Source organism: Paracoccus ferrooxidans (assembly GCF_029909815.1).
Taxonomy (GTDB): domain Bacteria; phylum Pseudomonadota; class Alphaproteobacteria; order Rhodobacterales; family Rhodobacteraceae; genus Paracoccus; species Paracoccus versutus.
Map to the genome: position 1 here is coordinate 383597 of NZ_CP038202.1, position 25524 is coordinate 409120.

20 protein-coding genes and 10 pseudogenes are annotated in these 25524 nt (G+C 65.6%); 13 read left to right on the plus strand and 17 right to left on the minus strand.

All coding sequences use genetic code 11. The annotated features are described in order from the left end of the window. Positions 1–105: 105 nt before the first annotated feature. Complete coding sequence (locus E3U26_RS18980) at positions 106–1212, minus strand: MFS transporter (RefSeq protein ID WP_499107250.1); 1107 nt, start codon at positions 1210–1212, stop codon at positions 106–108. A gap of 513 nt (positions 1213–1725) precedes the next feature. Continuing rightward, on the minus strand, positions 1726–2622 hold the full coding sequence (locus E3U26_RS18985) for a LysR family transcriptional regulator (RefSeq protein ID WP_499107251.1): 897 nt from the start codon (positions 2620–2622) through the stop codon (positions 1726–1728). Positions 2623–2719: 97 nt separating this feature from the next. Here E3U26_RS18985 and E3U26_RS18990 point away from each other — a divergent pair, with 97 nt between their 5' ends. The 8 genes and pseudogenes from E3U26_RS18990 to E3U26_RS19025 all read left to right on the plus strand — a co-directional run bounded on the left by E3U26_RS18990 (position 2720) and on the right by E3U26_RS19025 (position 7559). Then, the gene (locus E3U26_RS18990; protein WP_084196928.1) at positions 2720–3232 is read left to right on the plus strand and encodes an SRPBCC domain-containing protein; all 513 of its coding nucleotides are present in this window, start codon (positions 2720–2722) and stop codon (positions 3230–3232) included. Then, positions 3232–3399, plus strand: coding sequence for a glycine zipper domain-containing protein (locus E3U26_RS18995; RefSeq protein WP_166435418.1), 168 nt, complete (start codon positions 3232–3234; stop codon positions 3397–3399). The genes E3U26_RS18990 and E3U26_RS18995 overlap by 1 nt, the downstream gene beginning before the upstream one ends. A gap of 210 nt (positions 3400–3609) precedes the next feature. Beyond that, the gene (locus E3U26_RS19000; protein ID WP_116221224.1) at positions 3610–3969 is read left to right on the plus strand and encodes a DUF1330 domain-containing protein; all 360 of its coding nucleotides are present in this window, start codon (positions 3610–3612) and stop codon (positions 3967–3969) included. A gap of 123 nt (positions 3970–4092) precedes the next feature. Next, complete coding sequence (ada, locus tag E3U26_RS19005; RefSeq protein ID WP_499107252.1) at positions 4093–5151, plus strand: bifunctional DNA-binding transcriptional regulator/O6-methylguanine-DNA methyltransferase Ada; 1059 nt, start codon at positions 4093–4095, stop codon at positions 5149–5151. After that, positions 5148–5867, plus strand: coding sequence for a 2OG-Fe(II) oxygenase (locus E3U26_RS19010; protein ID WP_499107253.1), 720 nt, complete (start codon positions 5148–5150; stop codon positions 5865–5867). Before ada ends, E3U26_RS19010 begins: the two co-directional genes overlap by 4 nt. Positions 5868–5985: 118 nt before the next feature. Beyond that, positions 5986–6351, plus strand: a complete 366-nt coding sequence (locus E3U26_RS19015) for an HIT family protein (RefSeq protein WP_499107254.1) — start codon at positions 5986–5988, stop codon at positions 6349–6351. 89 nt (positions 6352–6440) lie between these two features. After that, a pseudogene (locus E3U26_RS19020) lies at positions 6441–6794 on the plus strand (SDR family NAD(P)-dependent oxidoreductase); the annotation flags it as partial. A gap of 273 nt (positions 6795–7067) precedes the next feature. Continuing rightward, positions 7068–7559 (plus strand): branched-chain amino acid ABC transporter permease, encoded by a 492-nt coding sequence (locus E3U26_RS19025; protein ID WP_499107509.1) that lies wholly within the window; start codon positions 7068–7070, stop codon positions 7557–7559. 90 nt (positions 7560–7649) lie between these two features. On the opposite strand, the pseudogene E3U26_RS19030 reads toward E3U26_RS19025, so the two are convergent. The 6 pseudogenes from E3U26_RS19030 to E3U26_RS19055 all read right to left on the minus strand — a co-directional run. Then, positions 7650–8044: pseudogene (locus E3U26_RS19030) on the minus strand (transposase); the annotation flags it as partial. Positions 8045–8138: 94 nt separating this feature from the next. Beyond that, positions 8139–9585: pseudogene (locus E3U26_RS19035) on the minus strand (NAD-dependent succinate-semialdehyde dehydrogenase). A 68-nt stretch (positions 9586–9653) separates the two neighbouring features. Further along, positions 9654–10749 (minus strand): annotated as a pseudogene (locus tag E3U26_RS19040) (ABC transporter ATP-binding protein). Next, a pseudogene (locus E3U26_RS19045) lies at positions 10746–11398 on the minus strand (ABC transporter permease); the annotation flags it as partial. The pseudogenes E3U26_RS19045 and E3U26_RS19040, both read right to left, overlap by 4 nt. Continuing rightward, positions 11328–11789, minus strand: a pseudogene (locus E3U26_RS19050) (alpha/beta fold hydrolase); the annotation flags it as partial. The pseudogenes E3U26_RS19050 and E3U26_RS19045, both read right to left, overlap by 71 nt. Beyond that, a pseudogene (locus E3U26_RS19055) lies at positions 11761–12362 on the minus strand (amino acid synthesis family protein). The pseudogenes E3U26_RS19055 and E3U26_RS19050, both read right to left, overlap by 29 nt. A 101-nt stretch (positions 12363–12463) precedes the next feature. On the opposite strand from E3U26_RS19055, the gene E3U26_RS19060 reads away from it, so the two are divergent. From E3U26_RS19060 to E3U26_RS19075, 4 genes and pseudogenes are all read left to right on the plus strand, one after another. Then, on the plus strand, positions 12464–13171 hold the full coding sequence (locus E3U26_RS19060) for a GntR family transcriptional regulator (protein ID WP_499107256.1): 708 nt from the start codon (positions 12464–12466) through the stop codon (positions 13169–13171). Then, a pseudogene (locus E3U26_RS19065) lies at positions 13168–13468 on the plus strand (DUF1330 domain-containing protein). Before E3U26_RS19060 ends, E3U26_RS19065 begins: the two are co-directional and overlap by 4 nt. Positions 13469–13519: 51 nt before the next feature. Continuing rightward, complete coding sequence (locus E3U26_RS19070; RefSeq protein WP_214274078.1) at positions 13520–13927, plus strand: carboxymuconolactone decarboxylase family protein; 408 nt, start codon at positions 13520–13522, stop codon at positions 13925–13927. A 108-nt stretch (positions 13928–14035) separates the two neighbouring features. Next, positions 14036–14968: an IS5 family transposase gene (locus E3U26_RS19075; RefSeq protein WP_179921185.1), complete on the plus strand. Its 933-nt coding sequence runs from the start codon at positions 14036–14038 to the stop codon at positions 14966–14968. Between the two features lie 112 nt (positions 14969–15080). On the opposite strand, the gene E3U26_RS19080 is transcribed toward E3U26_RS19075, so the two are convergent. The 9 genes and pseudogenes from E3U26_RS19080 to dctP all read right to left on the minus strand — a co-directional run bounded on the left by E3U26_RS19080 (position 15081) and on the right by dctP (position 23725). Continuing rightward, positions 15081–15269: a hypothetical protein gene (locus tag E3U26_RS19080; protein ID WP_499107257.1), complete on the minus strand. Its 189-nt coding sequence runs from the start codon at positions 15267–15269 to the stop codon at positions 15081–15083. Positions 15270–15295: 26 nt separating this feature from the next. Next, on the minus strand, positions 15296–15619 hold the full coding sequence (locus E3U26_RS19085; RefSeq protein ID WP_499107258.1) for a metallophosphoesterase family protein: 324 nt from the start codon (positions 15617–15619) through the stop codon (positions 15296–15298). Positions 15620–16152: 533 nt separating this feature from the next. Beyond that, positions 16153–16590, minus strand: a pseudogene (locus E3U26_RS19090) (IS5 family transposase); the annotation flags it as partial. Between the two features lie 131 nt (positions 16591–16721). Further along, positions 16722–17450 carry an IS21-like element ISPkr1 family helper ATPase IstB gene (gene istB / locus E3U26_RS19095; RefSeq protein WP_024843951.1) on the minus strand — a complete coding sequence of 243 codons (729 nt, stop codon included), beginning with the start codon at positions 17448–17450 and terminating at the stop codon, positions 16722–16724. Continuing rightward, positions 17380–18948 carry an IS21 family transposase gene (gene istA / locus E3U26_RS19100; RefSeq protein ID WP_028717560.1) on the minus strand — a complete coding sequence of 523 codons (1569 nt, stop codon included), beginning with the start codon at positions 18946–18948 and terminating at the stop codon, positions 17380–17382. Before istA ends, istB begins: the two co-directional genes overlap by 71 nt. A gap of 85 nt (positions 18949–19033) precedes the next feature. Next, positions 19034–19564 (minus strand): annotated as a pseudogene (locus E3U26_RS19105) (IS5 family transposase); the annotation flags it as partial. A 23-nt stretch (positions 19565–19587) separates the two neighbouring features. After that, a complete protein-coding gene (locus E3U26_RS19110; RefSeq protein ID WP_499107259.1) occupies positions 19588–20553 on the minus strand; it encodes an MmgE/PrpD family protein in 966 nt (321 codons plus the stop codon). 415 nt (positions 20554–20968) lie between these two features. Further along, a complete protein-coding gene (locus E3U26_RS19115) occupies positions 20969–22600 on the minus strand; it encodes a GMC family oxidoreductase (protein ID WP_499107261.1) in 1632 nt (543 codons plus the stop codon). 84 nt (positions 22601–22684) lie between these two features. Then, positions 22685–23725, minus strand: coding sequence for a type 2 periplasmic-binding domain-containing protein (gene dctP, locus E3U26_RS19120; RefSeq protein WP_499107262.1), 1041 nt, complete (start codon positions 23723–23725; stop codon positions 22685–22687). 1094 nt (positions 23726–24819) lie between these two features. Between dctP and E3U26_RS19125 the strand changes: the two genes are divergently transcribed. After that, entirely contained in the window at positions 24820–25518 is a 699-nt protein-coding gene (locus tag E3U26_RS19125; RefSeq protein WP_499107263.1) for a TetR/AcrR family transcriptional regulator, read from the plus strand. Positions 25519–25524: the final 6 nt, after the last annotated feature.

Genomic DNA, 25524 nt, shown 5'->3' on the forward strand with positions numbered 1-25524 from the left:
GCGATCTCGAAGGGCGAGGTCGGGATCGGCAGGCAGACCCTATCGACCGTTCGGCCGACACGAGGATGGACCAGGGGCCGGCCCGAAGGCAGGGGGCTTCGCGCGCTAGCTTCCGCGGGACATGTGCAGCACGCCCACGGCCAGGGTGGCAAGCGTCAGAGAAACCGGCGCGAGGAACGCGACGCTGGCCAGATCGAGGACAATGCCGCCAAGGATGCCGCCGAGAGCCACGCCGAGATAGGTGAAGCTGGTGTTCAGCGCCATCGCCTGCTGCGCGGCCCCACCGGCAAGGCCCATGATCCTTGCCGCGATGGCCAGCGCGTTCCAGAACGCCGATCCCGCCCACAGGGCGACTACCATAAGCAGGCCGGGCAGCGGGACGGGCCGCAAGGCCCAGAAGATCGTCAGCCCGATCATGGCGATGGCAAAGGCCGTCATCCCCATGATCAGGGCGCGAAACGCGCCCCGGCGATCAATCGCGCGCCCGCCGAGCCAGACCCCCGCCATCCCGGCAAAGCCGGACAGGCCGAAGACCAGCCCCCTTTGCTGCGGGCCGATATCGCCCAGTGCCAGCAGAACCGGTGCGAGATAGGTCAGAAGCATCATGCTTGCCGCCATGTTCAGGAAATTCGCCAGAAAGCCGAGCAGCAAAGGCCGCGACCTCAGCGGAACCAGCGGCGCCTTCAGGTCCGAAGCCGGCTGACGCTCCGACCTCGGCAGCAGTCGCCCTATCGCGATGGCGGCCAGCAGGCCGCCCATCGCCATGCAGCCGAAGGTCCATCGCCAGCCGAAGGCGGCCCCGATCCACGTTCCCAAAGGCACACCGAAGGCGATCGAGCCGGTGACGCCAAGGCTGATCACGGCGATGTAGCGCCCGGCCTTTCCCTCTGGCGCCATCGAGGCTGCGACGGCGAACAGCGATGGCGTGGTTGCCGCCGCGCAAAGCGCCGCGGCAACCCGCATTGCCATCAACAGGGCGAAGGACGAAGCGAATGCTGCCAGCAGATTGGCGCAGGCGAATAGCAGCAGGGCCGCCAGGATCAGGGGCTTGCGCCCGAGCCCTGCAAGAAGGATGGCGCATAGGGGCGCCGCGATTGCGACCGTCGCGGAAAAGACGGTGATCAACTGGCCCGCCAGGCCCTCGCTGACGGCCAGGTCTCGGGCCAGTTCGGGCAGGATGCCGGCGATGACATAGTCGTCGGTGAACAGCACCAGCGAGGCCAGAAACAGGGATGAAAGCCCGATGGCCGCATGGCCACTCCGGTTTGCAGGCATAACAAAACTCCGCGTTGATTGAAGGTCAAGCGGCGTCCTGCCAGCAGAGGAGGATCATGCCGGACGGCACGCCGCGACAGTTTTCCAGGCTGTCGCGGCTTACCTGTCTGCGTCGTTCGAAATTCCCATCGTCAACTCCCTTGCCTGCATCAGAAACTACCACAAGAGGCTGCCGGCCCTCAACCCGACCGCATCGGCAACGACCGCGACGGGGCCGGGACCAGGTTGGTCCCGCGGAGGCCCCGGAAGGAACCGGGAACGATCAGCCGCAACGGTATGGCCCAAGCCCGCGGGGCTTCCGCCCGTCCAGCATGATCCAGCGCATTCTTCGCGCCCGCCACCGCCGTGTAATCGCATTCGGCGGGGCGATGGCGTCCGGGGGGCACTTGTGTTCTTCGGCCCTGACCGGCCTGCACCGGGGGCGCCCTGAACGGCTCCAGCCTGTCGAAGCTATTGCATTGCCGCATAGGCGGCGAGGTTTTCGACCAGGTGGTCGAACAGCAGTCGCATCCGGCGCGTGTCGCGCAGGTCTTCGTGCATGGCGACCCACATCTCATAGCCGAACTCCACCACGTCCGGCAGCACGCGCACCAGATCCGGCTCATCGGCCGCAAGCCCAAGGTGGCAGGCGCCGATGCCGAAGCCGGCCTTCACGGCCATCAGCTGGGCCACGGCGCTGTCGCAGCGAAAGGCGAAGCTCTCGCGCGTGAGCGGGTGGCCGCCGAAGGATATGCCGGCGACAAGGCCCTCTTCCTGGTCGATGCCGATCAGCGGGTGAGAGAACAGCGCCTCGACCGTCTCGGGCAGGCCGTGGACGGCGACATAGCGGCGATGGGCGAACAGGCCGACCCGGATGAGCCCGACATGGCGCGCGACGATGGCCTGCTGTTCGGGGCGAACCATGCGCACCGCGATGTCGGCCTCGCGGCGCAGAAGGTTCTCGTTGCGGGTCGACAGCGCCAATTCGATGTCGATCCCCGGATGGCGCTCGCGGAAGTCGGCCAACATCGGCGGCAGCACCAGGGTTCCGACGATATCGATCGCCGCCAGCCGGACGGTGCCGCGCGCCTCGTCCCGCTCGCCCGAGGCGGTGCGGACCAGGTCATCCGCGATCACGGCCATGTCCCTTGCCTGCGGCACCAGCGACAGCGCCAGTTGGGTCGGATCAAGGCCGCCGCGCGACCGGGTGAAGAGCCTTGCCCCGATCCCGGCCTCGAGCGCGTCGATGTGACGGCCTACCGTCGGCTGGGTCAGCCGCAGGGCCCTGGCCGCCCCCGACAGGCTGCCTTCCTCGACCACGGCAAGAAAGCTGCGCCAATGATCCCAGCTATCGACACGACCAGACATACGATTTTGTATATCTTCCCTACGCCATTCGTCAATTTTCGTTCTGCGCTGCGCGGCCTATGTCTTGTCCGCGGACAGCGCCAATGCGGAGGACGCCATGACCATCCTGCTTGCCGTCGCCTTGGTGGCCGCCCTGCTGGCGGCGGCGTTCCTGTTCGCGCCGCGGCAGGAGGTGGTCACGAAGGTCGAGATCGACGCCACGCCCGCGCAGGTCTGGGCGCTGCTGGGCGATCCGGGCAGCTATCGCGACTGGAACCCCTTCATCCTGTCGATGGAAGGCGAGCTGGCCGAGGGCGCAACGCTCGTCAACAGGATGCGGCCCGAAACCGGCAGCGAGATGACCTTCAGGCCGGTCGTGCTGAAGGTCGCGCCGGCAAGGGAGCTGCGCTGGCTTGGCCGCCTGTTCCTGCCGCGCATCTTCGACGGCGAGCATTACTTCATCCTCGACGGGTGCCAGGGCGGCACCCGGCTGGTCCATGGCGAAAACTTCCACGGCGTGCTGCTGTGGTTCATCGACGTGAAGCGGTTTGCCGGCGATTTCGACAGGATGAACGCGGCACTGAAAGCCAGGGTAGAGGCCGGACCCATCGGCCTGGGAAAGGGACGGTGATGCGCAACAGGAAAATCGCTATCGGGATCGCGCTGGGCCTGGGGATTGGCGCCGGTGTGGGCAGCGCGATGGACAATATCGGGATTGGCGTCGGCATAGGGCTGGCGCTGGGCCTCGCCATCGGCTCGGCCTGGAAGGCCTGGGCCGGGAAATCCGGCGGAAAATAGGTATCGGATCCGGGCATTCCGCCCGTCCCCCATGAAGGCGGCGCAGACGACCGCCATCTTCCCGCCGGCGACGGGCCCGATCCTGTCGAGCGGTCGTTGGACCGTTCATCGGCCGGGCGGTGGTTGCCGGCTTTCCAGCCGGGCCGGGGTTTGGTGCGCCACGCCATCGGCCGGCACTCAACCGATCACATCGGAGAAGGAGATCTACTCATGACCAGCTACGCCGTTGCCCGTCTGCATCAGGTCGAGATGGGCCCCGATATCGTTGCCTATCTCGAAGCCATCGACGCCACGCTCGCGCCGTTCGGAGGCAGGTTCCTGATCCATGGCGGCGACAAGGAACAATTGGAGGGCGCCTGGCCGGGGGATCTGATCGTCATCGGCTTTCCCGACCGCGTGGCTGCCCGCGCCTGGTATGCCTCGCCGGCCTATCAGGCGATCCTGCCGCTGCGCACCCGCAATTCCCAAGGGGATGTGATCCTGATCGACGGGGTCGGGGACGATCATCGTGCCACGGACATCCTCTCGCAGCCGGGCGGGGCGGGGGCGCACCCCGTCGCCGGGGGGTAGCCGTGCCGGGACCGTCGACGCCCGGTCGCGGATTTGAAAGCAAGGGGCGGGAAGCGGCGGGATGCTGGCGGCGCCTATCATCGCGACATATGTGATGGAAGGAGCCGAGCGATGGAACTGGCGATGACGACTGAAACCGAAACCGAACGCGATCCGCGCTGGCAAGGCGTTCTTGCCCGCGATCCGGCCTGCGACGGCGCCTTCGTCTATGCGGTGCGGACCTCGGGCGTCTATTGCCGCCCCTCCTGCCCCTCGCGCAAGGCGAAGCCGCAAAACGTGTCCTTCTTCGACACGCCCGACCAGGCCGAGGCCGCGGGCTTCCGCGCCTGCCTGCGCTGCAATCCCCGCGGCCCGTCGCCGGCGCAGGCGAATGCGGCCATCGTCGCCGAGGCCTGCCGGATCATCGAACGGGCGGACGAGGTGCCGCGGCTGGACGATCTGGCCAAGAAGGTCGGGATGAGCCCGCATCATTTCCACCGCCAGTTCAAGGCGATCACCGGGCTGACGCCGCGAGCCTATGCGGCGGCGCATCGGGCGGGGCGCGTGCGCGCGGAACTGCCCGAGGCCGCCAGCGTCACCGACGCGATCTATGCCGCCGGGTTCAACGCCAGCAGCCGCTTTTACGAACAGTCGCCGCGGATGCTCGGCATGGCCCCCTCGGCCTACCGGCAGGGCGGCCGGGATGCCGATATCCGTTTCGCGGTCGGGCAATGCTCGCTTGGCGCGATCCTGGTGGCGCAAAGCGGCCGGGGCATCTGCGCGATCAGCTTGGGCGACGATCCCGATGCGCTGGTGCGCGAATTGCAGGACCGCTTTCCGCAGGCCCGGCTGACGGGTGACGACGCGGATTTCGCGGCGCTGGTCGCGAAGGTGGTCGGCTTCGTCGAGGCGCCGGGGATCGGCCTGGACCTGCCGCTGGACATTCGCGGGACGGCTTTCCAGACCCGCGTCTGGCAGGCGCTGCGCGACATACCGGCGGGCCGGACCGCCAGCTATGCCGAGATCGCCCGCCGCATCGGCGCGCCGCGGGCGGTGCGCGCGGTGGCCGGGGCCTGCGCCGCGAACCACATCGCCGTCGCCATCCCCTGCCACCGCGTCGTGCGGACCGACGGCGGCCTCTCGGGCTATCGCTGGGGCGTCCCGCGCAAGCGCGCACTGCTGGAGAAAGAGGCGCAGGCATGAGCGCCCCCGCGACCTTGCAGGACCGGCTGGCCGCACGGGATTGGGCGAGTTTTGGGGCAGAGCTGGATCGGCATGGCAGCGCGGTCCTGCCCGGTCTGCTGATCGCGGCCGAATGCCGCGCGCTGGCGGCGCTCTATCCGCAGGAGGGCCATTTCCGCAGCCATATCCACATGGCCCGGCACGGTTTCGGCCAGGGCGAATACCGCTATTTCGGCTATCCGCTGCCGGATCTGGTGGCGGAGTTGCGCGCGGGGCTTTATCCGCATCTGGCGGCGGTGGCGAATGGCTGGAACGCGCGCATGGAGATCGGCACCCGCTATCCCGGCACGCTGGACGCCTTCCTGCAGCAGTGCCATGCGGCCGGCCAGGCCCGCCCGACGCCGCTCTTGCTGCAATACGGGCCGGGCGATTTCAATTGCCTGCACCAGGACCTTTACGGCGAGCTGGCCTTTCCCCTGCAGGTGGCCTTCCTGCTGTCCGAGCCCGGGGGCGACTTCACCGGCGGCGAATTCGTGCTGACCGAACAGCGCCCCCGGATGCAAAGCCGGGCAGAGGTCGTGCCGCTGCGCCAGGGCGACGCCGTCGCCTTCGCGGTGCATCACCGCCCGGTGCGCGGCAGCCGGGGCGATTACCGCGTGAACATGCGCCACGGCGTCAGCACCGTCCGAGGCGGCCGGCGCCACACGCTGGGGATCATCTTCCACGACGCGACATGATTGGGTAAAAGCGCGGGCTTTGGGAAGGGGTGAACGCGATGTCCTGCCTGTTCTGCCGAATCGCCCGCAACCAGGGGCTGGCGCATGAGGTCTTCCGCGACGAACGGCTGGGCGCCTCGTGGATATCGGGCCGATCCGGCCGGGACATCTGCAGATCATCCCCATTGAGCACTATGAAACCTTCGATGAGCTGCCGCCGGACATTGCCACCGACATCATGAGGCTGGCGCAGAGGCTCGCCAGGATCCTGAAGGCGCTGTTCGATGTCGAGCGGGTCGCTTTCGCCTTCACCGGCGGCGATGTCGTCCATGCCCATGCCCATGCCCATGCCCATGCCCATGCCCATCTGGTGCCGCTGGTCGAGAAGGACGACATCACCTCCAGGCGATACATCCAGGAGGAGAAAGTGACCTATCGCGAGCTTCCGCATCCGGGTGATGCCGCGCTTCAGCGGATCGCGGCGGACATCGCCCGCAGGCTATGAGCCGCCGCCTTTCGAGGGCAAGGAACGGGAAGCCACCAGGGCGGCCCCGCGGCTGGACACCCATGGGCCACTATTCAGGAGAACGGATCATGGAACTGACGAGCAAGACGATCATCGTCACCGGCGCCAGCAGCGGGATCGGCGCAGCCGCAGCCACGCTGTTTGCCGCCGAGGGCGCCAACCTGGCGCTGGCCGCGCGCCGGGCGGCGGAACTGGAGATCCTTGCGGCCTCGATCAACCGGGACGGCGGCCGAGCCCGCGTTCTGGCCGGCGACGTCAGGGATGAAGGCTATGCCGATGTGCTGGCCGGCCTTGCGCTGCAGGAATTCGGTGCGCTGGACGGCGCCTTCAACAATGCGGGCATCGTCGGCCAGATGGGGCCGGTCCCCGAGATGGTGCCCGAGAACTGGCGGGATGTCATCGCGGTCAACCTGACGGCGGCCTAATCCTTGATCTGCTTTCCAAACGTCGCGTTGGTACACCGGCATAGCGCTGCAAAGGCAAGGGTTTTCCCTGGCGTTGGCCATCACGGTTTCGGCGCTGTCCGCGGGCGCGCTGGCCTGGTTGTGCAACCGCCTCATCTTCGAGCGGCTGTTGCGGTTGGAGTCCGCGATCGCATTGACCGGGTCGCTCGCGTTGGCCATGTTCTGTCGGCGCAGCGCTTCGCGGTTCCCGTTGCGCCTGCCACCCGGATCCTGGGTGTGCGCGTGACCGAGATGCAGATGATCACCGGCGGCCTGGCGCTGGTCGTGCTGTTGAGCTTTGCATTGCTCTTGTTCCGCACGCCGCTCGGGCGAGAGATGCGCGCGGTTTCGACCAACCCCGTCCTCGCCGCCGCCGCCGGGGTGAACATCGGGCAGGTAACCGGCTTCGTCGTTTTCCTGTCTGGCGTTCTCGCCGCACTTGGCGGCGCGATGCTGGCGCTGAGGGGATCGGTCAGCATCGACATGGGGACCAACATGCTGCTGCCGGTCTTTGCGGCGGCAATCCTTGGCGGGTTGGGGAACGCCTTCGGTGCGGTGGTGGGAGCCGTCATTATCGCGGCGGCCGAAACGCTGATCACCAATCTCAATTATGGTCTGCTGATCGGGAGGGATTTCTTCTTCCTGCCGGCAAGCTATGCACCCGCGGCTTCCTTCGCGCTGCTGGTCGCCATCCTGCTGTTCGACCCCAAGGGCATTTTCGTCAGCGAGGCAAGCCGTGTCTGATTTCCTCATTCATGTCGTCTCGATCTCCTGCATCTACGGTATTCTCGCCCTCAGCCTGAATCTCTGGGCAGTATGGCCAACAATCGCGGTGACCGGCACTTCGCCCAAGGCCGGCGTCTGCGACACCCGCGTGGGGCAGTTGGCCTTCTTGCCGCGCGCCGAGGCATGTTGCGGCGCGCCGCCGGCCGCCCGGCATCCCTTCCTGGGGAGCGCGGTGTCATCTATGATCAGCCACGCATCGTCCCCGCCGACTTGTCTGTTCGGCCTCGGCAGGCAGCGCCGCCTCCAACGGCGCGGCATCCCACAAGCCAGCGATGAAGTGGGTCATAGCTTGCGCCTGCGGCACGCGGCGCCATCGGTTGGATGCTCTTGCGATCCCCAGGACCAATCAGCCTGGCCATACAGGCCGGATAGATCCGCGCGCGTAAGGCCGTGACGAACGGCTCAAGCCACCGCTGCGGATCGACTTGCCAATCCATGTTCATGGCCGGTGCCTGCAACAATCGACCTCATGAATCCCGCAAAACCGAACAGGGAGATCTTCAAAACGCTCGCAGGACTGCAATCTGCCAAAGTAGCTTAGGCCGACAGGCACATGCATTTGATCTCGAGGTAATCCTCTATCCCGTAATGGCTGCCCTCGCGGCCGAGGCCGGATTGCTTGACGCCGCCGAAGGGCGCCAGTTCGGTCGAGATCAGGCCGGTGTTCACCCCGACCATGCCGACCTCCAGTGCCTCGGCCACGCGCCAGACGCGAGACGGGTCGCGCGAGAAGAAATAGCCCGCCAGTCCGAATACGCTGGCATTGGCCAGCGCCACCGCCTCGTCCTCGGTCTCGAAGCGCCAGATCGGGGCGACGGGGCCGAAGGTTTCCTCGCGGGCGATCTTCATCGCCGCGGTCATGCCGGTCAGCACGGTCGGCTGGAAGAATGTGCCGTCAAGCGCATGCTGTGTGCCGCCGGTGGCGATGGTCGCGCCATGGCTGCGGGCGTCGGCGATATGGTCCTCCACCTTGGCCAGCGCCGCGTCGTTGATGAGCGGACCGATCGCGATGCCCTCGGCCCGACCGTCGCCGACCGCCAGGGCCGCGACCTTGGCAGCCAGCTTTTCGACAAAGGCATCATGCACGCCCGATTGCACATAGATGCGGTTGGCGCAGACGCAGGTCTGGCCGGCATTGCGGAACTTGGCGGCCATGGCGCCCTCGACCGCCGCGTCCAGGTCAGCGTCGTCGAAGACGAGGAACGGCGCGTTGCCCCGAGTTCCAGCGACAGTTCCTTGATCGTATCAGCGCCCTGCCGCATCAGGATCTTGCCGACGCGGGTCGAGCCGGTGAAGGTGATCTTGGCCACGCGCGGATCGGCGCAGAGCTCGGCCCCCATGCCGGCGGCGTCGAGGCCGGGCACGATGTTCAACACCCCGCCGGAATCCCCGCATGCTCGGCCAGAACGCCAAGCGCCAGGGCCGAAAGCGGCGTCAGTTCCGAGGGCCGGGCGACCATGGTGCAGCCTGTCGCCAAAGCCGGGGCGATCTTGCGCGCCAGCATGGCGTTGGGGAAATTCCAGGGCGTGATCGCGCCGACGACGCCCACCGGCTGCTTCAGCACGATGATGCGCTTGTCGGGCATATGGCCGGGAATGGTGTCGCCATAGAGGCGCTTGGCCTCTTCGGCGAACCATTCGACATAGGATGCGCCATAGGCGATCTCGCCCCGTGCCTCGGCCAGGGGCTTGCCCATCTCGGCGGTCAGGATGAGGGCGAGATCCTCCGGGTTGGCCAGGATCAGGTCATGCCAGCGGCGCAGGATCGTCGCGCGGTCCTTGCCGGTGCGCGCGGCCCAGGGCTTTTGCGCGGCATGGGCGGCGTCGACGGCCTGGCGAAGCGCGGCAACGCCCAGATCGGCCACCTGCGCCAGTTCCGTGCCGGTTGCGGGATTCGTCACGGTGAACACCCGGTCGCCCGGCACATATGAGCCGTTGATGAGGGCGCTGCCGGTCAGCAGCGAGGGATCGTTCAGGTCAAGCATCGCGGTTTCCGCTGCGGGCCGGCGCGTGTTGCAAGCCGGCGGGTTGGAGGGAATTCCGATCTCGGGCGTCATTCTTTGCTGAAGGCATGGGCATCCTGCGGTTGCCAGCGCACATGCAGCTTGTCCCCACGCGAGACGCTGCCCATCATCGGATGCCCGAAGTTCAGCCGGATATAAAGCGGGTCGCCCCAGCCGGTGCGGGCGGTGACGGCGCTGTTGTTGCCCAGGAAAGTCACGTCCTCTACCGTGATGGGCAGCGAGGCGCCCGGCGGGCCCATCGTGTCAGACAGGTCGATCCGTTCGGGGCGCAGCATCAGTTCGGCCTTGCCGCCCCGCGCGCCCGCGCCGTGCATCGGCACATCGGCCAGCACCGTGCCATCGGTGAAACGCAGCGTGGCCCGGCCGTCCTTCACCTCGGCCAGCTCCCCGGCCAGGAAGGTGCTGTCGCCGATGAAATCGGCCACGAAATGCGTGGCGGGGCTGGCATAGAGCTCGGGTCCGGTGCCGACCTGCTCGATCCTGCCGCGGTTGAAGACGGCGATCCGGTCGGACAGGCGCAGCGCCTCTTCCTGGTCGTGGGTGACGTAGAGGATGGTCACGCCGGTCTGCTGGTGGATGCGGCGGATCTCATACTGGATTTCCTCGCGCAGCTTCTTGTCCAGCGCGGACAAGGGCTCGTCCATCAACAGGACCGGCGGATCGTAGACCAGCGCACGGGCCAAGGCGACGCGCTGCTGCTGGCCGCCGGACATGTTGGCGGGCATCCGGTCCTCGAAACCGTCCAGGCGCACCAGGGACAGGGCGCGCTTCACCTTGGCGGCGATCTCGGCTTGCGGCGCGCGGCGCGCGGCGCACGCGCAGGGGAAAGGCCACGTTCTCGCCCACCGAAAGATGCGGGAACAGCGTGTAGCGCTGGAACACCATGCCGATGTTGCGCTTGTGCGAGGGCGTTCGCAGGATGGACCTGCCGCGCAGCCTGATGTCGCCCGCTGTCGGATCCTGGAAACCGGCCAGGATGTAAAGCGTCGTCGACTTGCCCGAGCCCGAGGGGCCGAGGAAGGTCATGAACTCGCCTTCGCCGATTTCCAGCTCGACATGGTCGGTGGCAACGACGTCTCCGAAGGTCTTGCGAATCCCGTTGATGTGCAGATAGGGGCTGGTCATCGGGATTTGCCTTTGCGGATCAGGGCGGCCGCGATCATCAGGACCACGGTCAGAAGGACGAGGAGGGTCGAGGCGGCGGCGATCACCGGCGTCAGGTCCTGGCGCAGCGTGGTCCAGACCTTGACCGGCAGGGTTTGTAGCGTCGGCGAGGCCATGAAGATCGCCAGCACCACCTCGTCCCAGGAGATCAGGAACGAGAGGATCGCGGCCGAGAACAGGCCGTGGCTGATGGCCGGCAGGGTGACGCGCAAGCGCGCCTCCCACGGGCTGGCGCCGCAGAGGATCGCGGCATCCTCGACCGAGGGGGCGAAGGTTTCCAGCGCGCCCGAGATGGTGATGATCGCGAAGGGCAGGGCGACGATCAGATGCGCGATGACAAAGCCCACCAGCGTGCCGTTCAGCCCCAGCCGCAGGAAGGCGGCGCAAAGCGCGCCGCGATGATGACCACCGGCAGCACCATCGGGGTCAGGAAGAAGCCGCGCAGCACCGCCCGCCCGCGGAACCGGCCGCGCACCAGCGCCAGCGAGGCCAGCAGGCCGATGGCGACGGACAGCACCTTGACGATGGCGGCGATCTTGGCCGAGGTGAAGGCGGCCTGCAGCCAGCGCGGATCGGCGCGCGATCTCGTCGGCGCGGGCCAGGACGGCGGCGCGAGCTTCGGGCGAGCGGCGATGGACCGCGTTGAGCAATGCCAGCCGCCGGACCAGGTTGGGACGCTCGACCGCCAGGCCCGCCGCGACCAGCGCGCCTATGGAGTGGCCGGCCAGATTGACCGAACCCAGGTCCAGCGCCTCGACCAGTCGCGCCGCCCAGGCGACGAAATCGGGCAGGCGCGCAGCCGCCGGCAGCAGGGACGAAGCGCCGTGCCCCGGCATGTCGACGGCAATGACATGGTGGTGTGCCGACAAGGCGGCCATCTGCGGCTCCCAGGCCTCGGCCCGCATGCCGAGGCCGTGGATCAGCAGCAGGGGATCGCCGCGCCCGGCCTCGATCAGCCGGACGGAGGCGCCGTCAGACAGCGGCAGGGTTCGAGACATCATGACCCAGATCCTTCAGGTCCTGATGGCGTCTCCGATACGGTGATGCGGGCGCCCGCCGACCGAGGCGCCGAGCACGACGACGATCTCGTCGGCGGCCGGGGCATCCGGGATCGCGAACTGGATCGCCAGATAGTGCGAGCGGCGGCCTTCGTCGTTCTTGTCCATCAGCGGGATCATGATCGGGGCGTTCGCCGGGCCGCGGGTGTTGGTGAGTGCCAGATAGGATTTGGCGCCGACCGCCGTGCGGTAGTGGTAGCCGAAGCGCAGGGTATGGATTAGCGCGCTGGCATGCTCGACCTCGCCATCGAGGCCGACCACGGCGGCCTTGCCCTAGGCTTCGACCTTGTCGCCGCCGCCGGCGGCCTCGATCACCATATTCGTCAGCAATTCGCCCAGGATCGGGGCGACGGCGTGGATTTCCGGCTTGAGGTCGTCGACATAGCCGCGCCCCGCCCAGGGATTCTTCAGCACGGCGGCGGCAGTGATCAGCTTCAAAGGCTGCGATGCCGTGCGGCCGCCTTCGCTCAGCGTGGTCTCGATATTCAGCAATGTCTTGCGGATTTCCGCTATCATGGCAGTCCCCAGAGCAATTCGATGACTGGAAGGTGGTATACCAACATTCCATATGTCAATAAGACATTGTTTTGGCATTCCAACCGCGTTAATCTGGCACCATGACAAACGAACAACATGCCAGCCTGCGCATCGAGCACGTTCCTCAGACGCTTCGCGAACTTGCGGTGGAGCGCTTGCGGGCCGCGATCATGTCGGGGCGCTTCCCTTCCGGTTACCGGCTCGTCGAACGGACGCTGGTCGATCAACTGGGCGTGTCGCGATCCGTCATCCGCGAGGCGATCCGCTATCTGGAGGCCGAGGGCTTGGTCGAGATCCAGCCCCGGCAAGGGCCGATCGTCGCGACCCTCGACTGGGACAAGACCCGGCAGATCTATGACATCCGTCTCCGGCTGGAGGCGGCGGCGGCGGCGGATTGCGCCAGGCTTCTCGACGCGTCTGCCCGTGCCGATCTGCAGGCCGCGCTTCAGCGCCTCAAGGAGGCCTTTCTATCCGACGATCCCCAGGTGCTCTACGATGCGACGACGCGGTTCTACGAGGTCATTTTCGTCACCGCCGGGCATCACATCGCCTGGGAGATCGTCCAGCGCCTCAACGGGCGCATTTCGCGGCTTCGGGCGCTGACGCTGGCCTCGACCGACCGGCATGTATCGGGCCAGGCCCGGATGCAGCGCATTGCCGAGGCCATTTTCGCGCAAGACCCGGACCGGGCAGGCGAAGCCGTGCGCGAGCACCTGACCGAAGCCGCGGAAATCGCAAGCAAGCTGCTGCATGCGGCCAACAAGGATGACCAGAGGATGGGGCAGTGAGCGCCTATCGGATCGCCCATGTGACCGTTCTCGATCCCGAGGCCTATGCCGGATACCAGGCGCTGGCGCCCGCGGCTTTCGCGAAGTTCGGCGCCGAGTTTCTGGTCCGGGGTTGGGGCAGCCGAGACCCTGGAAGGCCCGGCCCTCCAGCGCCATGTGGTGATCCGGTTTCCCGACCTGGCCCGCGCCCGCGCCTGCTTTCATTCCCCGGAATATCGGGAAGCCCGTGCTCGCCGGAACGGCGCATGCGAGGCGCATGTCGTTATCGTGGAAGGCGTTTCGGACCCGTCGTCCTGATGCAGGTCGGCTAGGAGGCCGGCGAATGATCAAGCGAGAAGGGATATCGCGATGGCTGAAGACCAGGAATTGTTCGACAAGGGCCTGCCGATCCGGCGCGAGGTGCTCGGCGCGGACTATGTCGATGGCTCGATGCAGCGGGCGGACGACTTCATGATGTCGTTCCAGCGGGCGACCACGGCTTGGGCCTGGGGCTGGGCTTGGGGCGATCCAACCCTGGACCGCAAGACGCGCAGCCTGCTGAACCTTGCCATGCTGACCGCGCTTGGCCGCACCCCCGAGATCAAGCTGCATGTGCGGGGGGCGCTGAACAACGGCGTCACCGTGGACGAGATCCGCGCTACGTTGCTGCACGCCACCGCCTATTGCGGCATTCCGGCAGGCCTTGACGCTTTCAAGGCCGCGCATGAGGTCCTGGTGGCCGAAGGAGCCGTCCCCAAACCGAATGAAGACAAATAGGGTGAAGTGCCACTTTATCATATCGGCGATTTGGGCGCGCGGATGGGCTCTGTTGCACAAATCCCGTCAGGGATTCAGATCGTGAATCCAGGGTGGTAGCTGTGATGTATGAGCAGACCCACACCGCCAACCTACAGGACCAGAAACTGGCCAGCCTACAATGAAGCGCTCAAGCGCCGGGGCTCGCTGACGATCTGGTTCGACCCCGAGATGAGCTGGGATGCCGTGCCGACGGGGAGGCGTGGCCGCCAGCAGACCTACAGCGATACTGCCATTCAGAGCTGCCTGACGATGAAGGTGCTATTCGGCATGGCGCTCCGGCAGACGACCGGGTTCGTCGAGAGCCTGCTGCGTCTGGTTGGCCTCGACTGGACGGTGCCTGACTTCAGCACACTGTCCCGCCGCCAGAAGACCTTGGCTGTGAACATCCCGTATCGCGGCTCCAAAGGGCCGCTGCACCTGCTGATCGACAGCACAGGAATCAAGGTCGAGGGCGAAGGCGAGTGGCACGCTCGCAAGCATGGTGGCCCCAAACGGCGGGTCTGGCGCAAGATCCACCTTGGGATCGACGAGGAAACGCTAGAGATCCGGGCTGTCGAGATCACCGGGAGCAACGTCGGCGATGCGCCGATCCTACCTGACCTTCTCGACCAGATCCCGGAGGACCAGGAAATCGGTAGCGTCACGGCAGATGGCGCCTACGACACGCGCAAGTGCCACGATGCGATTGCAGATCGCGGAGCCCATGCCGTCATCCCACCGCGCAGGAACGCGAAGACCTGGAAGACCATCACCGCTGGAGCCGTCGCGCGCAACGAGGCCCTCCGGGCGTCCAGGTATCTCGGCCGCACCCTGTGGCGACGATGGAGTGGATACCACCGCCGGAGCCGCATCGAGACGAAGATGCATTGTGTCAAACTGCTGGGCCAGCGGCTCATGGCAAGGGACTTCGACCGTCAGGTCGCCGAGTTCCAGATCCGCATCGCCGTCCTGAACGGCTACACCGCGCTCGGCATCCCGGTCACGGAAGCTGTAGGATAAGTCTGTCCGGGGAGGGGGTAACCGCGCCCATCACCTGAGTTATGCAACAGAGCCCAGTTCACGGGGTGATATTCCACGGTATAGCGGCGCACGGACCCCTGGGAGGCAGTAATTATATCATTGATATGATCGGAACCTTGTCGGTCTGATATCGCTCGATGAGCGGTAGCAGATCCGAGCCATAGACCGGATCCAGATCGCTGCGCCGCCCGCCGATCAGGCCCGGATGCGGACAGTGATGGGCGACGACGATGGTGAGGCCGGGAAGGGCGCCCTTCCAGCCATGTCCGGTGATCGGCATGGGCAAGCGCCGTGTCGGCGGTAGCCTTAGCTGATGCGATAGCGGCAATCGTCACGCTGCGCCGCCATCATCGCCCAGGCGCAGATCGCCGCCAGCGGACCGTCGCCGTCCAGCGCATGGTTGTCATAGTCGCGGTTGCCGGGCCGGAGATGGATCCGGCCTGGCTCGACACAGCGACTCAGGTGCCGGAGCATATGCGGCCAGCGCACCTTGGGCTTGTTCGAAAGATCGCCTGCGACGATCAGCGCATCGAGCGAGGCGAGCAACTCCGCATCAAGGGCCGCGAGCGGATCGCGGCCGGCCTGCAGCCAGAAGTCGAGGTGAAGATTGGCGGCCACGAGAATGCGCATGTCACCACCCTCCCTTGTCGTTCCGGGCCGCCAGGTCGTCCGCGTTGGGAGAGCGGACCGCCGCCACCTGGGCGGCAAGCAGCTGCTTGAGCCGCACCAGACCGTCCGGCGGGGTGACGCCGGGGCAGGGCGCGCCGCGTCACGCTTGCGGCCCTCGAAGCAGGCCAGGTCGGCGCAGTTGGCTCCGGCAGCCGGACCGGCGGACAGTGGCCGGACAGCGGTCGGGCAGCCGGCACCCGTCGCTCGAGGTCGGCACCGAGATCACCCAACTCATGTCGAACGCTCGAAATTGGGCAGTTCCAGCCGCGTGCCGGCGCCAGAACTGGAGGAGATCGGTTCGCCCTCTCGCCCGAAATCTCGATCCGGCGTTGACCGGGCGATCGGCTTTCGAAAGCGGCGTGGCGAGGGCCCCCGGCGCGGCCAAGCGCGATGGTGCTGGCCATGAAGGCATGCGTCCGCCCGTCGTCGCGCATATCCGCGGCTCTGTTGCATAACTCAGGTGATGGGCGCGGTTACCCCCTCCCCGGACAGACTTATCCTACAGCTTCCGTGACCGGGATGCCGAGCGCGGTGTAGCCGTTCAGGACGGCGATGCGGATCTGGAACTCGGCGACCTGACGGTCGAAGTCCCTTGCCATGAGCCGCTGGCCCAGCAGTTTGACACAATGCATCTTCGTCTCGATGCGGCTCCGGCGGTGGTATCCACTCCATCGTCGCCACAGGGTGCGGCCGAGATACCTGGACGCCCGGAGGGCCTCGTTGCGCGCGACGGCTCCAGCGGTGATGGTCTTCCAGGTCTTCGCGTTCCTGCGCGGTGGGATGACGGCATGGGCTCCGCGATCTGCAATCGCATCGTGGCACTTGCGCGTGTCGTAGGCGCCATCTGCCGTGACGCTACCGATTTCCTGGTCCTCCGGGATCTGGTCGAGAAGGTCAGGTAGGATCGGCGCATCGCCGACGTTGCTCCCGGTGTGTCAATCGGCACGCAACTTTGACCCCCTTTCGGCGCCCAATAATGACCCCGCTTGGTCAGCACGGGTAGCTGGCCCGATGCGGTGTAGCCTCCATACAGCGCAACCGGATCGGGCCAGCGGCGTCTCGGTCATTCCCGCGTCTTGAAGCGCCAGCTCTCGTTGCCGGTCTCGACGATGTCACAGTGATGGGTCAGTCGGTCGAGGAGCGCCGTTGTCATCTTCGCGTCTCCGAAGACGGTCGGCCATTCGCCGAAGTCGAGGTTCGTCGTCACGATGATCGAGGTGCGTTCGTAAAGGCGACTGATGAGGTGGAACAGGAGCTGGCCACCCGTCTGGGCGAACGGCAGATATCCCAACTCGTCGAGGATCAGGAAGTCGAGGCGGCACAGGAGATCCGCAGTGCGTCCCTGTCGGTCGGCGCGGGCTTCGGCGTCCAGCTTGTTCACCAGGTCCACGACGTTGAAGAAGCGGCCGCGCTTGCCACGGCGGATGCAGGCCCGGGCGATGCTGACGGCAAGGTGGGATTTGCCGGTCCCGGTGCCGCCGATGAGGACGACGTTACGCTGATGCTCGAGGAACTCTCCGGAGGCCAGATCGCGCACCAGCGTTTCGTTTACGGGCGTGTCTTCGAAGCTGAACTCGTCGACTTCCTTGGCCAAGGGCAGCTTGGCGATGGTCATCTGGTATTTGATCGAGCGAGCTTGTTTCTCGCTGATCTCGGCGTTCAGCAGGTCGCCCACGATTTGCTGCGGTTCGTGCTGTCGCTTCACCGCCGTGGCGATGATCTCATCGTAGGCGGCCTTCATGCCGTAGAGCTTCAACTGGCCCATCGCGTCCAGCACCTGTGATCTTTCCATGGCGGGGTCTCCTGAGGCTGTCGTAGCGTTTGCAGTCGGCCACGGGCTCGCAGGTCAGGCGCAACGCGTCCGGCGTGGCGATGGTCAACGGAGGTGGTGGCTCGCGATGTCGGGCCAGGATGTTCAGAACGACCGATGCCGCCGGGGCGCCTTCGGTCAGGGCCTCGACGCAGGCAGCCTCGACGGCTTCCAGTCCATCCGTTGGGATCATGCTCAGGATCTGGACCATCTGACGGTCACCGTTCGGCACGCGCCCCAGCTTACGCTGGACGCGTCGTATCGCCGGCGGCAGTTCCCATTCCTTGAAGGGAGCGCCGTTTCGAAGGGCGCCGGGCTTGCGGGCCAGCACCGGGATGTAGTGCAGCGGGTCATAGATGGCCTTGTCGCGCCCGAAGGCGCGGTCGTGCCGGCCGACGATCTTGCCGTCCTGCCAGACCTCGACCCGCTCGGCATAGGCGCGGATCTCGACCGGACGGCCGACGGCGCGACCATCGACCGAGTAGCGGTTCTTGTCGAACCTAACGAGGCAGGTCTTGGACACCGAGGCCGGCACGGCATGGAATCCGTCGAAAGGGCCGACGTAGGGCACCAGGCTCGCCCGCTCATCCTGGAACACGTCCCAGATTGTCCGATCACGCAATTCCTGGTGCGGATGGGCCTTGGCCCAGGCAATACAGCGATCCTGAAGCCAGGCGTTGAGTTCCGCGTAGCTCTTGAAGCGCGGCCGCGGCACGAAGAACCGCCGCCGGACAACGCCAACCTGGTTCTCTACTTGTCCCTTCTCCCAGCCGGACGCGGGGGTGCAGGCGACGGGATCGACAAGGTAGTGTCCGCACATCTGCTGGAACCGGCGATTATACGCGCGGTCGCGGCCGACGAAGATCGTGTCCACCGCCGTCTTCATGTTGTCGTAGATCCCACGCGCACAGGCGCCGCCGAAGAAGGCAAAGGCCTTGTCATGGGCATCGAACACCATTTCCTGCGTCTCTCGCGGGTAGGCCCGGACGAACAGCATCCGGCTATGACAAAGCCGGACGTGAGCCACCTTCACCGTGGTGGTCACGCCGTCGATCAGAACGACCTCGTGACTCCAGTCGAACTGGTAGGCTTCACCCGGATCGAAGCTCAGTGGCACATAGGCGGCGGCTGACGCTTCCTGCTCCGCCTGCGACCACGAAGCCGCATAGCGTCGGACCGCGTCGTAGCCGCCGTCATATCCGAGGGCCCTGAGCTCTTCGAAAATCCGGATGCGGGTCAGCCGCTCGCGCTTCGGCTTGCGCGCATTCGCCGCCAGCATCTCGTCGAGCTTGCCTTTCCAGGGACCGATCTTCGGCTGCGGTTGGACGGTTCGCTCGTAAGTCATCTCCGTTGCGCCGGACCGGATCACCTTCCGAACCGTGTTCCGCGATACCCGCAGCTCTCGGCAGATATGCTTGATCGACTTCTTGTCCTGGAAATACGCCCGGCGGATCTTCGCAATCGTCTCCACAACCAGCATCCCACACTGTGCCCCCCGATAGCCTCGGAGGCATCATGACCATCAGCGTAAGGGGGGTCATTTTTGGAAGCCGATTACCCCGTTACGGGGTCAATTTTGCACGCCGGTTCACACTCCCGGTGATCTCGACAGCCCGGATCTCTAGCGTTTCCTCGTCGATCCCAAGGTGGATCTTGCGCCAGACCCGCCGTTTGGGGCCACCATGCTTGCGAGCGTGCCACTCGCCTTCGCCCTCGACCTTGATTCCTGTGCTGTCGATCAGCAGGTGCAGCGGCCCTTTGGAGCCGCGATACGGGATGTTCACAGCCAAGGTCTTCTGGCGGCGGGACAGTGTGCTGAAGTCAGGCACCGTCCAGTCGAGGCCAACCAGACGCAGCAGGCTCTCGACGAACCCGGTCGTCTGCCGGAGCGCCATGCCGAATAGCACCTTCATCGTCAGGCAGCTCTGAATGGCAGTATCGCTGTAGGTCTGCTGGCGGCCACGCCTCCCCGTCGGCACGGCATCCCAGCTCATCTCGGGGTCGAACCAGATCGTCAGCGAGCCCCGGCGCTTGAGCGCTTCATTGTAGGCTGGCCAGTTTCTGGTCCTGTAGGTTGGCGGTGTGGGTCTGCTCATACATCACAGCTACCACCCTGGATTCACGATCTGAATCCCTGACGGGATTTGTGCAACAGAGCCCCTTCGATCTCGTCCGGCGTGATCCGGTTCTGGTCGATGATCTGGTTCAGCGCGTCCAGCGGCGCGTGCAGGACACGGCAATGCGGATAGGGCTTGAACGAGCTTTCGGACGGAAAGCGCCATTCGCTGCCAAGCTTGTCCAGGATATGCTCGGGCTCCCAGCGGCGGGTGCCGATGAAGCGCGGATAGCCGTATTCCGGCTCGAAGATCTGCCGGTCGCCGCGATGGCCGAAGCCCGCCATATGTGCGGCGGTGATCGCGCCATGGGCCAGCCAGCCGCCCAGCATGTATTTGATCGTCGTCGGCGGCGCGTGCTGGCGCCAGGACGCCGCCGCGTTCACGGGCGAGATCATCGCCGCGATCGACAGCGCATTGCCGACGACCTCGGCGGGCTGGCCCTGAAGCTTGGAAATGGCGGCGGTCGCGCCGAAGATCGTGCTGGCGAAACCCCAGACGGGCGGCGGCTCGACCTTGCCGTCCCGGATGTCGCGCAGGTAATCCATCGCCTTGCCGATGCGCCAGGAAATCTCGTGCGCCAGCGCGGTCGCAAGGATCAGCTCGCGGCCGCTGGCATGCCGGGTTTCGGCCAGGGCAAGCGCGCCGGGCAGGACATAGGGGCAGACATGGCCGGGCGGCAGGACCGCGTCATGGTCCAGCGCATTGATCAGCTCGGCATTGGCGAAGGCGGCGCCAAGGATCGAGGCGCGATGGCCGGTCCCCAGGATCGTCGCCTCCGTCCCGGCCTGCATCCGCCCGTAATCGACGCCGATCTGGCCGCGCTTATGCGTCGTCCCGGCAATGCCGCAGCCGACCGAGTCGAGAATGATCCGAACCGTTTCATCCACGACCGCCGCAGGCAGATCCTCGAAGCGGGTATCGGCCACGAATGCCGACAAATCGGCAAGCACCTGCTCATTCATATCCATAATCCTCCTCCCTGCCTCGCGATTTCCTGTTCCTGCCGCCCGGTTTCATACGGAAAGGGGCGCGGATATTACCGAGGGATTTCCATGTTCCTGGGCATCCTCGCCTTGCGGATTGGCCGCGGTTTCGGAAAGCCGCCGCCGCCAGCCCAATCTTCGTTGATCATCGCAGGGCCCGACCGATCTTTTTCGTCGAGGTGGATCCATTCCTGGCAAGCTGGGGGATCATCCGCGTCTCTTTTGCTTACTTTCGAGTAAGTAAATCTAATCCCGATTCGCGTCAACATGTTTTGCGAAGCGAAACTGGATGTCGCAATGTATTCGACACACCCTCCGCTCTGCGCCGCAACAACGGCTTGCGTCACCCCACGGGCCCGTCCGCAAGGCGCAAAGGCGCGGGCCGATGCGCGGCCGCAGGTCAGGCGGCGTTGTCGGCGCGGATCATCTCTGCCGCCTTCTCGGCGATCATGATGGTGGGCGCATTCGTGTTCCCCGAGATGATCGCCGGCATGATCGAGGCATCGACGACGCGCAGCCCTTCGAGCCCATGCACCCGCAGCCTTTCGTCCACGACCGCCATCGGGTCGCTGGCCGGCCCCATGCGGGCCGTGCCGCAATGGTGAAAGGCGGTGCCGCCGAACTGGCGGGCAAAGTCCAGGATCTCGTCGTCGGTCGAGACCTTGTCGCCCGGAAATTCCTCGCGGACGTAATAGGGTGCGAAGCTTTTCGCGCCCAGCAGTTGCCGCGCGTATTTCAGCACCTGGACGATGGCCATGCGGTCGCGTTCCGTCGCCAGGTAGTTGGGCTGGATCTCGGGCTGGACCGCCAGGTCGGTGGACACGGCCCGCACCCAGCCCCGGCTTTCCGGGCGCTGCATGTAGCCGCCGCAGGTCATGCCCGGATAGCGGTCCAGAAGCCCCGCCACCCCTTCGCGATAGCTGGCCGGGGTGAAGGAAAGCTGAAGGTCGGGCGCATCCAGCGCCGGGTCCGAGCGCATGAAGACCCGCATCGGCACCGGCCCCATGCCCAGGATGGTGTCGCGGCTGCCAAGGGCCCATTTCGCGACCTCCGAAACCAGCGCCAGGCCCCGGCCGCGTTCGTTGACGGTGCGGATGTCCTTCAGCCGCACCGCCGCGCGCACCTGGTAGTGGTCGGTCAGGTTCGCGCCCACGCCGGGCAGGGCGGCGACCGGGTCCACCCCCAGCCCGCGCAGATGTCGAGGATCGCCGATGCCCGAGATCTGCAGCAGCCGCGGACTGTTCAGCGCGCCCGCCGACAGGATGACCTCGCGCCGGGCGCGCACCTCGCTCGGCGTGCCATGCGGGCCGCCGGCATGATAGCGCAGGCCGATGGCGCGCTTGCCCTCGAACAGGATGCGCGCCGCATAGGCATGGGGCCGCACCGAGACCCGGCCGGTTCTTTCGGCCGGATGCAGGAAGGCGCGGGCCGTGCTCATGCGGACCGAGCGCCGGCCCGACAGGTCGATGGTGAACTGGAAGCCGCCGACGCCTTCCTGCGCGGCGGCGTTGTAATCCTCGACCTCGGGGATGCCCATTTCCCTGGCCGCCTCGACGAACATCCGGCACAGCGGGCTGTCGAAGGCCGGGTCGGTCACGGTCAGGGGGCCGTCGGTGCCGCGATAGTCCTGATCGGCAGCGCCGCCCCGCTTTTCCGAGCGGCGAAAGGCGGGCAGCACGTCGTCATAGCTCCAGCCCGGATTGCCGCGCTGCGCCCACCCGTCATAGTCGGCCCGCTGGCCGCGATTGTAGACCATGCCGTTGATGGCGCTGGAGCCGCCCAGTGTCTTGCCCTGCGGCAGCCCCACCGAGCGCCCGCCGATGCCGGGGACCGGCTGGCTGACGAAGCCCCAGGTCAGATCCTTGTTCATGACGTTCTTCACATATCCGGCGGGGATATGGATGAAGGGGTTGCGGTCCGGCGGGCCAGCCTCGATCACGCAGACGCTATGGTTGCCCGTCTCGGTCAGCCGATGCGCCAGGACGCAGCCCGCGCTGCCGGCGCCGATGATAACATAGTCGAATTCTTCCAATGCCCTGCCCTTGCGTTGATGCCCCGGCGACAAGAGATCCGCCCCGCCGCAACGGATGTCGCGGCGGGACCGGCCGCTGTCGCGTCAATCGGCTGCGGCTTCCTGATGCGCCCTCAGCACCTCGCTGCCCGGCAGGCCGGCCTTGTCCATGACCTCGGCCCAGTGGACTGCGCCCTGCTTCAGCCGTTCGACGAATTCCTCCTGGGCGGGGCCTTCCAGGGTGGTGACGGTATAGCCGTCCCGCGCCGCGACCTGGTCCCGAAGCTCGCTGTTGTTTTCGTCGATATAGGCGCAGAACGACTGCTGCGCGGCCAGCGCCGCCTCGCTCATCACCGCGCGCTGTTCCTCGGTAAGGCGGTCCCAGCTGCGCTGGTTGACGGTTATGAAGAACACGCCCGAGCCGAAGTTGACCCCGTCGACCGCATATTTCAGCACCGGCTCAAGCTCGTACTGGACCAGGCCGGAATAGGGGAACACGGCGCCGTCGACGGTGCCGCGGGTGGCGGAATCGTAAAGCTCGGTCGAGGAGACCTTGATCGGCACGCCGCCCATCTCGGCAATGGCCTTTTCGGCCGCCGGGCCGCTGGACCAGATCTTCAGGCCGCGCACGTCGTCCAGCTTTTCGACCTTGCGGCTGCCGGTGAACAGCACATAGGGGGCCAGCATGTTGGCGTTCAGGACGCGCAGCCCCTTGGGCGCGAACTCCGCCTGGTCCAGGATGCCGCCGGGCTGGGTCAGCGCCCACATCTTGGCCGAGCCCTGGCAGGCACTTCCGGCGCCTTCCGGCAGCTCCCCGACCGAGGACAGCGGGAACTTGGCCGCATAATGCCCGGTGATGACGACGCCCAGGTCCAGCAACCCGCTGCCCATGGTGGCGGGCACGTCCTTGCCAAGCTGCGCGGCGGGATAGCTTTCGAACTTGATCGCGCCGTTCGTCCTTTGCTCGACATCCGCCATGAAGACATCGACCAGGTGCTGGTGGATATAGTGCCCGGCGGGCAGGACGCTGCCCAGCTTGAGCGTCACGTCCTGCGCATATGCGGCCGAACCGGCCGCCATGCCAAGGAACGCCATCGCCGTTCCCGCATGCAATGCTGTCCTTGCCAGCGAGATGGTTTGTTTCATGTCTTTCTCCTCCCCAAGATGAAATGCAAGAAACCTGCCGGCGGGGCAGGGCGCGCCCTTCGCTTTGGCGCGGAAAGCGCGCGCGGCCGAGGCGCGGCAGGTCGTCCTTCCTCGGGCAAATTACTTTTAGGAAATGTGTTTTGCAATACGGAATTTGATGCCGTTTTTGTAAATTTTGCAAAGCGCCGGCAAGGCAGGGTTTTTGGCAATGCTGGCGGGGATCAAGGATGCAGCACATCGCCCGCATGAAGCGGCGGCGATCGTCAGCAAGAAGGTGGGCAAGGTTCCCTGTCAATCCCAGGGAGGGGTTATCGAACAAGGCCATTCGGGCACTTGTCTTCGATATGCGAATACGGCGCGGCTTTTCGCGCCAATGACGTCATAGTTGTCGCAGGAAACCATCTCGTATTTTTCGGTCTGCGCAACCGAAATGGTCGGGCGCATATCCGTATTAAGGATACGCCTAAACTTTCCGAATTGCAGAGATCGCCTTCCGGTCGGTTTCCCGCCGGGCGCAGCCTATCCCTGCGGGCTCATCCACATCTCCCCCACGCTTACTTTCTAGTAAGTAAACCTCGTTTCGATTCGTGTCAACATCATTTTGCAGGGCGGAATCTTTGGGCGTATACCGCGGAGCCGCCCAGGTCTCATGTCGCGGCGCAGGGCTGACCATCATGAAGTTAGTTTACTGTTTTCGCTAGGTAGTATTCCGCAGGGGGACCTCTCTCCGTCAGGGCCTCTGATGCTGGAATCCTCGGCGCGACCTTCCGCCCCGCGGCGGCTGGGCGCTTGCCAGTCGCGCCTCGGGCGGTTAGGTTCGGTCCGGTGATCCTTCCTTATAACAGCCCCCTGATCCTCGACGATTATAAGGTGAACCGAACGAAACGACCCGGTTGCTGGCGGTTCAACCAGGACAGCCGTCGTCCGAAAAACGAGATTGAGAACCGATCTGTGCGCAGTTCAAGCGGGGTTGCATGGCTCGGCAGGGAAACTGTCGCCCGAAAGATCAATGGGCGCTGTTCATGGGGCAAATGCCATCATGGCCGCGCGACGGACGAGCAACAATAATTCCTTGATGACGAGAAGCCACGACCATGACGCCGATCTCAAGAACTCCGAATGCGCGGCCCAACCTGACCAGGGACGAAATTTTGCGGGTTTCGGCGGATCTGTTCCGAAAGAAGGGGTATCGCGGCACCAGTCTCCAGGAGGTTGCCGACCACTTCGGCGTGCGCAGGCCCGCGATATATTACTGGTTCAAGAGCAAGTCCGACATCCTTCTGGAAATACACCAGAGATTCATGGAGATGTCGACGGCGCAGCTCAATGAAATCCTGGAAATGGATATTGGCCCGCATGAAAAGCTGGTCAGGATCATGAGCGGCCGGATCGACATGTTTTCCTCGAACATGGCCGACCTTGCCGTATATATCGAAAACGAATCCGAGCTTCCGGAAAGCGCGCTGGTCCAGGTCCGGGAAGTCAAGAAATCATACCTGCGCACGGTAGAGCAGATATATCGGGAGGGCGTCGAAAAGGGGGTTTTCGTGGATGTCGATCCTCATATAGCTGCAAGCATAATTCTGGGGATGACGCTCTGGATGTATAAGTGGTATCGCCCCGGCGGGCGGCATTCGGTGGAAGATGTCACCTCGGCCATCATCAATTTTGCTTGCCATGGGTATCTGAAACCGGACAACCTGCCCGCCGGGCTTTCGCTGACACCCGCATCGGCAGAGGCCGGAGGGGAGGCTGAAGGCATCGGGCACGGCTCCGGCCGGCCGCAAAGATAGCCGTTC